10 protein-coding genes are annotated in these 13,041 nt (G+C 54.8%); 6 read left to right on the plus strand and 4 right to left on the minus strand.

Translation table 11 applies throughout. The features are described 5' to 3' along the window. Positions 1-212: 212 nt before the first annotated feature. Positions 213-3,809, minus strand: a complete 3,597-nt coding sequence (locus ACZ3HG_RS05660; RefSeq protein ID WP_465332194.1) for a response regulator — start codon at positions 3,807-3,809, stop codon at positions 213-215. Between the two features lie 4 nt (positions 3,810-3,813). Then, positions 3,814-4,428, minus strand: a complete 615-nt coding sequence (gene evgA, locus ACZ3HG_RS05665) for an acid-sensing system DNA-binding response regulator EvgA (protein ID WP_191933120.1) — start codon at positions 4,426-4,428, stop codon at positions 3,814-3,816. 309 nt (positions 4,429-4,737) lie between these two features. On the opposite strand from evgA, the gene ACZ3HG_RS05670 reads away from it, so the two are divergent. The 4 genes from ACZ3HG_RS05670 (at position 4,738) to ACZ3HG_RS05685 (ending at position 8,905) form a co-directional block, all read left to right on the plus strand. Further along, complete coding sequence (locus tag ACZ3HG_RS05670; protein WP_465332196.1) at positions 4,738-5,823, plus strand: hypothetical protein; 1,086 nt, start codon at positions 4,738-4,740, stop codon at positions 5,821-5,823. A gap of 74 nt (positions 5,824-5,897) precedes the next feature. Then, positions 5,898-6,494, plus strand: coding sequence for a DUF1989 domain-containing protein (locus tag ACZ3HG_RS05675; RefSeq protein WP_199771305.1), 597 nt, complete (start codon positions 5,898-5,900; stop codon positions 6,492-6,494). A gap of 293 nt (positions 6,495-6,787) precedes the next feature. Beyond that, complete coding sequence (gene tcuC / locus ACZ3HG_RS05680; RefSeq protein ID WP_465332198.1) at positions 6,788-8,083, plus strand: tricarballylate/proton symporter TcuC; 1,296 nt, start codon at positions 6,788-6,790, stop codon at positions 8,081-8,083. 15 nt (positions 8,084-8,098) lie between these two features. After that, entirely contained in the window at positions 8,099-8,905 is an 807-nt protein-coding gene (locus tag ACZ3HG_RS05685) for a substrate-binding domain-containing protein (protein WP_465332200.1), read from the plus strand. Here ACZ3HG_RS05685 and psrA read toward each other — a convergent pair. Both psrA and ACZ3HG_RS05695 read right to left on the minus strand, forming a co-directional pair. Beyond that, the gene (psrA, locus tag ACZ3HG_RS05690) at positions 8,880-9,779 is read right to left on the minus strand and encodes an L-proline-binding transcription factor PsrA (RefSeq protein ID WP_465332202.1); all 900 of its coding nucleotides are present in this window, start codon (positions 9,777-9,779) and stop codon (positions 8,880-8,882) included. The genes ACZ3HG_RS05685 and psrA overlap by 26 nt on opposite strands. Before the next feature lie 180 nt (positions 9,780-9,959). Continuing rightward, positions 9,960-10,427: a GNAT family N-acetyltransferase gene (locus ACZ3HG_RS05695; RefSeq protein WP_191932796.1), complete on the minus strand. Its 468-nt coding sequence runs from the start codon at positions 10,425-10,427 to the stop codon at positions 9,960-9,962. 91 nt (positions 10,428-10,518) lie between these two features. Between ACZ3HG_RS05695 and pdxR the strand changes: the two genes are divergently transcribed. Both pdxR and ACZ3HG_RS05705 read left to right on the plus strand, forming a co-directional pair. Continuing rightward, complete coding sequence (gene pdxR, locus ACZ3HG_RS05700) at positions 10,519-12,003, plus strand: MocR-like pyridoxine biosynthesis transcription factor PdxR (protein WP_465332204.1); 1,485 nt, start codon at positions 10,519-10,521, stop codon at positions 12,001-12,003. A gap of 18 nt (positions 12,004-12,021) precedes the next feature. Continuing rightward, a complete protein-coding gene (locus tag ACZ3HG_RS05705; protein WP_465332206.1) occupies positions 12,022-13,011 on the plus strand; it encodes an aldo/keto reductase in 990 nt (329 codons plus the stop codon). Positions 13,012-13,041 lie beyond the last annotated feature (30 nt).

Here is a 13,041-nt window from a genome sequence, read left to right on the forward strand (position 1 = left end):
GCACACCAGTCTGTCTCAACTGATGTGCGTATAATAAACACACTAAAGAAGGATAAATATGGGAGGGGGATTATTTCAATGAAAGGCTCAGACTACACGTGTAGGCAGTAGATTATTTCAAACCACTAACACCCAGCCTGAGATGGAACCGGCACACAAAAAATATGTTATAGCTCATCTCAGAGAACAATAAAACTCCGGTAAAGCATAGCTTACTGTCCGGTGGAATGGGAATAATGTTTAATGGCGGCATTAAACGCCGTTAATTGCTGTTTAAGCCGCTCAGTACCTTCCTGAATGACGTGGTATTCTCCGTTCGCCAGGGCATTTTCTAACGTCTCGGCCAGCCGCTGTAACTCCGTCGCGCCAAGAAGCTGCATTGTACCGTTGATGCGGTGCAGATGGTGTTGCAGTAACGTCCATTCCTGTCGTCCGAATGCCTGCATAGCGGCGGTAAGATCCTTATCATTCTCCACCCGCGATTGTTCCAGCATCTGGCACATCAGTTTTTTATCGCCCAGGCTGTGCGCCTCAAGTGTCGGCATATCCACAAACGCTTCCAGCATCAGAAGGTTCGCGGGAAAATGTGCACCACTGAGCGCGGCTTTTAACTGCTGCAGGTCGATGGGTTTAAACAGACACAGGTTCATGCCTGCTGCCATGCACCGCTCTTTTTCATCCGTCTGTGCATTAGCCGTCAATCCCCAGATTAGGATCTGCTGATGGATTTCCCGAACCCTTTTCGTCAGCGTGATCCCGTCCATGTCTGGCATATTAAGGTCGGTTATCAGCAAATCATACTCACGTGAATTGATCAGATTCAGTGCCTCCACCCCGTCTTCCGCTTCATCAACGTGATATCCCAGCGTATCCAGCTGCCGGCGCAGCAGCAGGCGATTGACCGGGTTATCTTCGGCAATCACGATGCGCAGCGTCGCCGGAAGATCCACCTCCTCCTGCGCCATCAGCGGCTCACCCTGCGCCTTGTCAGAAGTGCCTGTCATCAGGGTGACGGTCATGGTGGTTCCCGTACCAGGCTGGCTGGTAATATTGATTTGCCCGGACATACGCTCGACTATCTCCCGACAAATCACCAGCCCGAGCCCTGATCCTGCACTGCGTTTACCCAATGCGGTCTGATGGAATGGCTTGAACAGCTGCTGCTGCTCTTGTTCGCTAATTCCCGCGCCGGTATCCCTGACGCTGAGTGAAAGAAACACCCGTTCCTCGCCCACCGCCTGGGTATGCGCTATCACGTCAATGGCACCTTCTGAGGTAAATTTCACCCCGTTGCTGATCAGATTAGCCAGGACCTGTTTCGTCGCCTGAGGATCAAGCCACAGCATCTTCCCCTCTTCCAGACGGCAATCGGTTGTCAGCCGGAGGTTTTTCTGGCGTGCAAGCCCCTCAAAATTTGCCACCGTGGCGTGGATAAGCGATCGGAGATCCACCCATTCAGGTACCAGCATAAAGTTACCCGACTCGATCTTTTCCATATCAAGGACATCACCAATCAGGCCAATCAACGTTTGCGCCGTGCTGTAGGCCAGATCAATCGCCTCTCTGGCTTCTTCAGGGCTCTGCTTATGCGTGGTTAACAGCTCAAGGAAACCCATAATGGAACTGACCGGCGTGCGGATCTCATGGCTCATATCCGCCAGGAACCGGCTTTTAGCCTGGTTGGCATCGATAGCTTTATCTTTCTCCACCTGCAACGCTTTCATCAGTTGCCGTGATTCCGTGATGTCCTGCCACCCGCAAATCAGCGTGGCGGGCATGTTTTCCGGCATCTGACATGAGGTGAGCCAGTGCAGAATAAGCCGGTCCTCTTCACCGTTGTTCAGCATCATCTGGTGGGTGATCACCTCCTCCGGGATCAGCCCCTGCTGGATGTCCTGCTGAACGTCAGGGAATATTTCCGCCAGCGGACTACGCCGGTCATAAAGGGAATAGCGCAGGGCATCACGCAGTGTCGGGGTAAAAAATTCGTTAAACGCGCTGTTAAAACTTTCCAGCTCTCCCTCGGGGGTGATCACGTAAACCGGCACCGGGATGGCATTAGAAAGCGTCTGTCGCAAGATCAGCTGATAGCTTAACGCGGCCTGAGAGGCTTTCCCCCGGCTGATGGCGCGCAGCAGGTAGACGCCCCACAACAGGCTGCTGATCACCAGCAAGGCCGCCAGGCCGGCCACCAGATAAAATGGCCGGTTGTACAAATTCCAGGTGCCGATTTTGACATCCGGTGCCTTAACCCATTTTCCCGCGACGTTCAGAATTTCTTTCGGTGGAATATCATCCAGCGCTTTATTAAGAATACTTTGTAGTTCCAGCGAGCCGCGCGGAATAGCAAAAGCAATCTGTGCTGAAGGCTCATCAGGGATCCGCGTGTAACTCATTTTTTCAGGATAATAGTGATCGATGATAAACCGCGAAGCCAGTTGGGTAGAGACTACGGCATCCACCTCTCCCAGCATCAGTTTACTCAGCGCGGTACTGGTGTTTTCGGCGATCACCCACGTCACGCCGGGGTATTTCTTTTTGAGTTTTTCACTCAGCGGATGATAAGCGGGGATCGCCACGCTGGAACCGGGCATCAGCATCTCCGGCTCATCGCTGCTGGCGCGCGTCACTAAAACAAAGGGAGTGGCGATAAAGGGGTGCGTGAACAGCATGTCTTCTTCACGCTCGACGCTATAGGTGGCCGTCGGCACCAGATCCCAGCCCCCCCTGCGCATAAGGTCGACCATGTCGCTGTTGGAATTCGCGATCACCGGCTGGAATGTTAACCCGGTCTGGATCTGGATCAGGTTCAGGATATCGCCAAGTAATCCTCTGATTTCATTGTTGTCATCCATCATACTGAGCGGGGCATAATACGGATTAATCAGCACCTGCAACACGGGATGCCTGGCTATCCAGCGTTCTTCCCGTGGCGTAAATTTCATCGCCTTATTTAAAAATGACACATTGCCGGTATCGACCCAGGATTGTGCTACCTGTTTGTGTGTCTGTTCACTCAGGGAACTGATAAAGGTGTCGAGGATCCCCCGCAGTTGCCGCTGATTATCCAGCACGACAAAGTGGTTACCTGTCTGAGGTTCACGCCAGAATTTCACCATTTGCAGCGACTGATAAAAATCACGGGTAAGAATAAAGCTGGAGGTCAGGTTATTACCGAAGAAATAGTCGTTTTGCTTATTCGCGACGGAGGCCAGCGCAAGATAATTATCAGCATAGGCAGTGATTTTGGCTTTCGGGAACGCCAGTTTTATAAACTGTTCCGGGGGATATCCCCGCTTTATCGCCACCCTGACGTCGTCTTTCTCATTGTAAAGAGGATTCATCACATCGGACTGACGGCTCACTAACGTCGGAAAGGCACGGACCAGCGGTAATGACGCCAGATACGGCGGTTTCAGTGCCTCATCGCCAGCGGGTGACGTGAGGATGGCGTCGATGCTGCCATCCCGGAGCGCGGTTAATGCTGTTGCCTCATTAGCGTAATGTTTGAGGGACAGCGTGACCTGCAGTGACTTTTCCAACAGCAGCAGGTAATCCGCATTCATTCCCCGGTAACGCCCCGTGGAAGTATTCATGTTGAGCGGTGGGGTTTCGGTACCGTAAACCCCAATAGTCAGTGAGCGTTTGGCGGCAAGCCATAACAGGTCGAAATGGTTTAAGGGAAGCGCGGGCGTATAAACGTCGTAATCGCTGGCAAGCGTTAGCGTCTCCGGTTGAGGCGTGGCGGCCCGTGCCGGACATAACACCGACAGAAGAATAATAAAGCAACCGATCGCTCTGATTTTCACGCCCTTAACCAATTTTATTGCGCTGGGCAAAAGAGAAGAGTTCCATCAACGACTTGCAATTCAATTTTTCCATTAAGCGACTTTTATACGTACTCACTGTTTTATTGCTCAGGCACATATCAGAGGCAATTTTCATATTCTCTGCCCCGCTCAGAATATAGCGCATCACTTTGATTTCCTGACTCGACAGAGATTGTAACATTTGTTGCTCAGAAGACAGGCTTCCCATAAAAGCGTGCAGCGACAATGGGAAATAACTGTAACCATTGAGAGAGGCATTTACGGCGGCGATAATATTCGTCATTCCCTCTTTTTTACTGATAAACGCATTCGCACCGGCATCCGCGCTGCGTTTGCCATAGAACAAATCATTTTTTGCAGAAACCACAATGATAATACGGCTAAAAGCCTGCTTCCTGAGTTTCTCTACCACTTCGATACCACTCATTACCGGGATATCGACATCAATGATGACCAGGTCCGGATAGTGCTCCTCCACCAGTAACAGCGCTTTCGCGCCATCTTCAGCTTCCCCGACAACAGAAATGCCTTCACTTTCAAGCAGTGTTTTGATCGCCATGCGAGCCAGCGGGTGATCGTCAACAATGACAGCATTCAGCGTATTTATTTTTCTCATGCTATAGCATTCTTCTTTTCCGGGAACGGATTGATATTGAGTCTATATCATCCCTAAAGCCATTGCCATTGGCGTTAAAAGAAATAGTCAGCTTTAATTTAAAATAGTATTTTGGACTTCATGTGTAGGACGCCTCCTGCAAAAACTTCCGACAAACCCCCTGTATTTGAACAGAACTAAAGATTAATCTTACTCGATAAATTTTAAGCCTGACATTTAATTCGCTCTGTACGGCCAGCTAAGCAACGCGTGAGGTTTTATATTCAATAGCCCGCCGGGATAAGATTTTTCATGAAACAACGGCACAATGCAAAAACACATCGCATTCAGTTGCCCCTCAAAAAAATAAATAAAACACGATTATTTTTCAGCCTGATTATTTTTATTTCGTGTTTTCTTTTCACCAACAGGGGGCAATTTAACTACTGCCCTATACCCAGCACCAGGGATGCTTCTATTACCGGCAACAAAATCACCGTACCTGCCCCCCTCAGTGGCCGGGTGGCGCACGTCCACCTACCCTCCAACGACTGGGTAAACAATGGCGATATCCTGGTGAGTATGGACAACACCGACGCGCTGAACCGGTACAGACAGGCAGAGAAAACATTGTCGGACACAATAAAAAAAAATCAGGACCGCTATGTCAACATTGACCAGAATAACACCCGTATACTCAAAGCCCAGATGGCCTATCAGCAGGCACTTAATGAGTATCACCGACGGATCCTGTCAAAAGGCGCGCGGGTGATAGCAAAACACGATCTGCAACAGTCACTCAAAGCCGTCGACAGCACCAAACACGCCCTGGATGTTGCTATCCGCAAATACCGTGAAAATCAGCAACGGCTTCAGGCAGCAGATGCGGCTCATCAGCGGCAAATATCGCAGGCAAGGAAGGAACGACAGCAGGCGCAGCAGGCGCTTTTACGCACTCAGGTACGAAGCCCGGTAGCCGGGTATGTTGTCCAGCGCCATGTTGATGATACTGCGAGCGTCACTGCCGCCCAGCCTCTGATGACGGTGATGCCCGCCGGTGAGATGTGGATAATGGCCAACTTCAGTGTGGCACACCGTTGCGGACTGACGGTCGGACAAAGGGCATCGATTGTCACTGATGTTTATGGTGCCAGCGTGGTGTTTGACGGACATATTGAAGAGATTCTGTTGACCCCGGATAAGCCACTGCCGCGTCTGTCCGCGCCCAAAAGCGCAACAGACCGGGACAAGACGCTAAAGCGCATTCCCGTGCGTATTTCACTCAATCCTCTGCAACTGGGACATTTTCCCTTGCGCCCCGGGGCAAACCTGAAGGTCACGCTTGTCCCACCCCGTTCACCTGTCATCTGTCATCGTCCGGCCAGCGGGCATGGCTGACAGGTGTTATTGTCCCCCCAGCGAGCCGACCAGGTTACACTATGATGCCAGATGATTAGTGAGGACATCATACCGTGAGCAAACAGGTGAAGATCGACATCCCTCCACAGGAAGGTCGCGGATTTCAGGTAGCAAAAGGCCAGACGTTTCGCGTGGTGGATCCCGACGGGCAGCAGGTGGCAGACTTATGGGCAATCGCGACCGGTAATAAGGAAACAGACTGGCTCAGTACTTCTCAGACACGCGATATCACCGAGCGTTTATTTCCTGCCGTTGGGGAAGCCTTTTACAGCGAGCAGGCCAGACCGCTGATCACTCTGGTCCAGGATAACTCACCCAGCCCCCATGACATGCTTTTTCCGGCCTGTAACCCCGGCCTGTACCAGCGTGCCGGCCTGACTGATCATCCTAACTGCCGCGACAATTTTCTTGCCGCACTGCGCAACGCCAGCCTGAGCCTGCCTGTCGTTCCCGACCCGGTTAATCTGTTCCAGCGTTCGCAACCGCAGCCAGATGGCCGGCTGGAGGTGCTGGCCTCAGACAATCCTCCTGGCGGAAATGTATTGCTGCGTGCTGAAGCCGATCTCTGGGTGATTATCACTGCCTGTTCAGTTGACTTCCATCCGACCAATGGCGATCGCTGCTCGGCCATCCAGATTATTATCGCGTAAGCGTCCCGCTGACGGGCAGCCCGCCCTTCTGCTCTCCCGTACGCGATCCGCGGCTTTACCCGTATGCGCCTTGTCACAAAACGGTAATGAATGTTTTCGTCTGTGATGAAACGGGTTAGCCAGGTAAACCCTGTTAATGGGCTGTTACGGCTGACCTCGCGTGAAGGTTAATCATCGATTGATGCGCCAGACGCATCAGTCGATGATTATATTGCGCTTATTTACTTTATTTTTCTGATCCAGTCTGCGGCAACAGGCGCGGCAAAAGCGTCAACGACAAACTGGAGATAACCATGCATTCCTCTCACGCCCTTATGACCACCCGGGCAAGAATTAGCGCGATACTGCGCGTGACTTCTGGCAACTTTCTTGAGCAGTTCGATTTTTTCCTGTTCGGATTTTATGCCACTTACATTGCCCATACCTTCTTTCCGGCCAGCAGTGAATTTGCCTCATTAATGATGACCTTCGCGGTCTTTGGGGCAGGCTTTCTGATGCGTCCGATTGGTGCCATCGTGCTGGGTGCCTACATCGATAAAGTCGGCAGGCGTAAAGGGCTGATTGTCACCCTGTCGATTATGGCCGCAGGCACCTTCCTGATTGTGCTGATCCCTTCCTATCAGGCGATTGGGCTCTGGGCACCACTGCTGGTGCTGGCGGGCCGCCTGCTGCAGGGCTTCTCGGCGGGCGCAGAGCTGGGGGGCGTCTCCGTCTACCTGGCGGAAATTGCCACGCCGGGCCGTAAGGGCTTTTACACCAGCTGGCAATCCGGCAGTCAGCAGGTGGCGATTATGGTCGCTGCGGCCATGGGCTTTGCCCTCAATATGCTGATGGAAGAGAGTGCCATTCGCGATTGGGGCTGGCGTCTGCCTTTCCTGTTTGGCTGCCTGATTGTGCCCTTTATCTTTTTACTGCGCCGTAAGCTGGAGGAGACAGAAGAGTTCACCCGCCGCCGCAACCCTCTGGCGATGCGCGAGGTGTTTACCACCCTGTTAGCGAACTGGCAGGTGGTAATAGCCGGAATGCTGATGGTCGCCATGACCACCACCGCGTTCTATCTGATCACTGTTTATGCCCCCACCTTCGGCAAGAAGGTCCTGATGCTCAGCGCCCCGGACAGCCTGCTGGTCACGCTGCTGGTGGCAGTATCGAACTTCCTCTGGCTGCCGGTAGGGGGCGCTCTGTCAGACCGCTTTGGCCGCAAACCGGTGCTGGTGACCATGGCGCTGCTGGCCCTGGTCACGGCCTATCCGGCGCTTCACCTGCTTGCTCAGGCCCCCAGTTTTTCGATGATGCTGGCGGTGCTGCTCTGGCTCTCCTTCCTTTATGGCCTGTATAACGGTGCTATGATCCCGGCGCTGACGGAGATCATGCCAGTGGAAGTGCGGGTGGCCGGTTTCTCGCTGGCTTACAGTCTGGCCACCGCCGTGTTTGGCGGATTTACCCCGGTCATCTCCACCGCGCTGATTGAGTACACCGGGGATAAGGCCTCACCGGGCTACTGGATGAGCTTTGCCGCCGTCTGTGCCTTACTGGCAACGCTTTATCTGTACCGCCGCATCGGCTTATCACTGCAAACCGCAGGTTAAAACAGGGACGCTATCATGCAAAAATTTTATTGTTTACTCCCGGCTACGCTGCTGCTGTTTTCCGTCAGCCAGCGCGTACCGGCCGAAGAAGTGACCGTGATGATTTCAGGGGGCTTTAAAGCGGCCCTGGAAAAACTGGCCCCGCAGTATGAAGCCAGCAGCGGTGACACGATCAGGCTGGTTCCCGGCCCCTCAATGGGGAACAGCCCACAGGCGATCCCGTCGCGGCTGGCGCGGGGAGAAAAGGCCGACGTGGTGATCATGGTCGGTGACGCGCTGACTCATCTGGCACAGGGTAACCGGCTGCAACCTGGTTCCCGCGTGGAGCTGGCTGACTCACCGGTTGGCATGGTCGTCAGACAGGGGGACCCTGAACCTGATATTAACAACGCGGCGGCACTGCGTCATACCCTGTTGCAGGCCAGATCGGTAGCGTATTCAGACAGCGCCAGCGGCCGCTATGTCAGCGGCCAGCTGTTTAAAAAACTGGGTATTGAAGACGAAATGAAGCACAAAGCGCAGATGATTGAGCGCATTCCGGTGGCGTCCGAAGTGGCCAGAGGGAAATATACGCTCGGTTTCCAGCAGGTCAGTGAGCTGCTCCCCGTTGCGGGGGTCACCTTTATTGGCAAACTGCCGGCAGATCTGCAGTACGTGACCCGCTTTGCCGGTGCGGTCACCGCGAAAGCAGATCACCCCCGGGAAGGCAAAGCGCTACTGGCTTTTTTATCTTCGGCTTCGGCACAAAACGTTATACAGGCCAGCGGCATGGTCACGGTCAGCGCTGAACACCCTGTTACGCCGCGTGATACTGTTCCGTGATCAGCTTTTCCAGTTCGGCAGCAAGGTAAGACTGCATCCGTCCGCTGCGCCTGATCAGCCCCACCGTCCGCCTGACCACCGGGTCAGTCAGCGGTACGGATGTCAGGACCGAATATTCTGACGAGGGCATCGACATCGCCGGGACGGCGGCAATACCGACCCCCGCTTCAACCATGCCCAGCATGGTGGTGACATGACGGGTTTCGCAGATACTGGGGCGCTCAGGGATGATGTGTTCCAGCATCTGATCGAGCAGGTTACGGTTGCCGGAGGTCTTATCCAGCCCCACATAGTCCTGCTGATAGAATTCCCGCCACGTCAGGCTTTTTCTGCTGGCGATGGGACCATCGCGCCGACAGGCCGCCACGTAGACATCCCCCACCAGCGGCAGAAATTCGATATTGGATTGCAGACTGCGCGCAAAACAGAGGCCGAAGTCCGCCTCACCGCTGGCAACGGCTTCGATAACATTCCCTGCGCTGCTATCAATAATCCTGACGCGTACCTGCGGGTAGCGGGCCTGAAAACGGCGGATCACATCAGGCATAAAATAGTACGCCGCCGAGGGCACCGTGGCGACGGTAACCAGCCCGACGCGTTCCTGACTGACCTTAGTGATATCCCCTAATAGCGACTCAACATTAAACAGCAGCTGGTCGGAACGCGCCGCGAAGGTCTGCCCGTAAAGGGTCAGCGTCACGCGCCGGGTGGTTCTGTCGAACAGCCGGATGCCCAGCGCAGACTCCAGCTTCTCAATCCTGCGGCTCAGTGCCGACTGAGACAGGCAGATGGACTCGGCTGCAAGCCGAAAATTACCGTATTCAACCAGTGCGCGGAAGGCGTAGAGATCGTTGAGATCAAAATTGACGGGCATAGCGACAGATATCCTTTCAGCGTCGGCAGGGAAAGACAACCTGCCTGAGCTTACCCATTAGCCCGCGACGGGTAAAGCAATCCCGGCAGGCGGGCAAAACGGCCTGCGCCATCTGCTCTCCGTCCTCCCCTGACCGCCCCGATCTGATTATGGAGAAAACGACGCGACGGATACGTCGCCTTACAGCGGCATTCTGTACTGGATCACGCCAGGTTTCTCGGCCACCCGATCGTACAGCCGCTGGGCCGTGGCGTTCTTTTCCTGGGTGTGCCAGTACAGCCTGTCGCACTGCCGCGCACGGGCCTGTTGCTGAACATATTCAATCAGCTGTTTTCCCGTCTCTCTGCCGCGACAGTGGGGGGCAACAAACAGGTCTTCAAGATAGCAGTACTCACTGACCGCCCAGGTGGAGGGATGAAACAGGTAGTGAGCAAACCCGATAACGGTTTCCCCCTCCCGGGCAACCGCACAAAAAATGGGGCTGTCAGCGTCAAAAAAACGCTGCCAGGCGGCGGCCGTAGCGTCTTCAGATAACTGAACTTCGTAGAAAGCCTGATAACTCAGCCAGTGTGGCAGCCACTGTGCGTAATCTTTCTGTTGAACAGGCATGACAGCAACTTCTGCACTTTCTCTCATTTTATCAATCATTTATATTCTCCTCATCGTTAAGAAGATGCAAGAGTAACGCGCACAGTGGTATCCTGTAAGATACACTTTATTGAAATTTTATGGATCCACTTTGCGCCCAGAAAAGAACGTTGCCAGCTTCCCGGGCCTGCTGCTTAAAAAAGGGAAAATTAAAGAACAGTTCTATCAGGTGATTAAAGAGATGATCCTGACCGGGGAGCTTAAAGCCGGGCGGAAGCTGCCCTCCAGCAGAACGTTTTCTGAAATGATGGCCATTTCAAGGAACTCCGTACTGTCGGGTCTGGAACGCCTCTGCGATGAGGGCTATCTGACAACCCGACAGGGCGCGGGCACCTTTGTTGCCCCGGTCATTCCTGATGAGATGATCCACACCGCCGCTGTGGCCCCCTCCCCCCAGGCAACGCGGGAAAAAAGCCGCCCCCGGCTGAATCCGCAGACGCAGGTGATGAAGCAGCTGTGGGACGCCACGCTGCCCCACTCCGGGCAAAACCTGACGTTTAATATTGGTATCGGCTGCACGGACTTATTTCCCTACGCGCTGTGGGGGCGGCTGTCCGGCCGCCTCTGGCGGCAGTATCGTCAGCTGGACGGCAGGCACAATGAAGTGATGGGGTACCGACCGCTGAGACAGGCTATCTGCGACTATGTCCGCACCACTCGGGGCCTGAACTGCACAGAGGAGCAGATCCTGATCGTCAGTGGAACCCAGCAGGCGATGAATCTGGCCGCGCAGGTGCTGTTACAGAAGGGGGATGAAGTCTGGCTCGATGAACCGGGATACGACGGTGCCCGGGGGGCGTTTACCTCCACGGGTGCGGTCATCCGCCCGGTGAACGGGGATAAACAGGGAATGGACATCGCCAGCGGTATCCGGCAGTGGCCCGGGGCGAAAATGATCTTCACCTCTCCTTCCCATCAGTTTCCGCTGGGCGGAACCCTGAGTCTGTCCCGGAGAATGGCACTGCTGGAGTGGGCTGCAGAGCGTGATGCGTGGATCTTCGAGGATGATTACAACAGTGAATTCCGCTATGCCGCCCAGCCGATTCAGGCGCTGCAGGGGCTGGATCAGCACCAGCGGGTGATCTACGCCGGAACCTTCTCAAAAATGATGTTCCCGGGGTTTCATCTGGGTTTCCTGGTGGTGCCTGAACATCTGGTGGAACCCTTTAAAATCGCGAAGTACTATGCGGACACGCGGACGGCTTATCAGGATCAAACCCTCCTCGCCACTTTTATCGCTGAGGGGCACTATGCCCGCCACGTCAGGCGGGTGAGGAAAGCCTGCCAGGAGCGCCAGAGGGTCATGGCGGAGGCCATCCACCGGTATCTTCCCGACATCCTCAGCGTAGAACCCGCCGATTCCGGCATTCATCTTGTCTGCTGGCTGGCGGAGCACCTTGACGGTTCGGTTATTATTGCGCACTGTCGTCAGGCGGGTTTGGGCGCGCAACCCCTTTCACGCTACTGCCAGACGCGGCCGGAAAAGCAGGCGATCCTGTTCGGCTTTGCCGCACATACACCGGCGGAGATCGTTGACGGGATCAGGAAACTGGCCCGGCAGCTGGCCAGAAAATAACCCCCTCAAGGAGGCAGCATGCAGTACACCCCCCTCGGCAACAGCGACCTGAACGTTTCACGCATCTGCATGGGCTGCATGGGCTTTGGCGACCCGACCACCGGACCACACAGCTGGACGCTGGACGAAGCGGAAAGCCGCGACATCATCCGCTACGGGCTGGAAAACGGTATCAATTTTTTTGATACCGCCCTTGCCTATCAGAACGGCTCCAGTGAGCGCTATGTTGGCAGGGCATTACGCGATATGGCAAAACGGGATGAGGTGGTGCTGGCGACGAAATTTCTGCCGCGTACCGCGCAGCAAATGGCAGCGGGAGTGACGGCTAAAGAGGCCATTACCCTCTCACTGACGCAGAGCCTGCAGAACCTGGGTATGGATTACATTGACCTCTATATCTGCCACAGGTGGGATTACCACACGCCGATCCTGGAGATTCTGCAAGCGCTGCATCAGGCCGTGACCGCCGGTAAAGTCCGTGCGATAGGCCTTTCCAACTGCTTTGCCTGGCAGCTGGCCAAAGCCAATGCCCTTGCGCGGCAGGAAGCCCTGACGCCGTTTGTGTCGGTGCAGAGCCACTACAACCTGATCATGCGCGAAGACGAGCGGGAGCTGGCCGGGTTATGCGCGGAAGATAACATTGCCATGACGCCCTACAGCGCCCTGGCCAGCGGCAGGCTGTCACGGGCAGCAGACCCGCAGACCCGGCGTTCCCGTGAGGACAGCTACGCAAAAGGCAAATACGACAGTACTGCCGACGCGGACCAGGCGATCATCAACCGTGTCAGTGAGCTGGCTTCGCGCCGGGGCGTGTCGATGACCGAAGTGTCGCTGGCCTGGTTACTGACCCGTGTGACGTCACCGGTAGTCGGTGCCACCCGCCGACACCACGTTGACGGTGCGGTTAAGGCGGTTCACCTGAAGCTGAGTGAGGACGAGATTCACTTTCTCGAAGCCTGTTACCAGCCGCATAACCTCACCGGGATCATGGCTGAAAACCGGCCATGATCCCGGGTTAACGGGCGACAGTTCCCCCCT

This window comes from Erwinia sp. PME.40.26/001 (genome assembly GCF_055556675.1).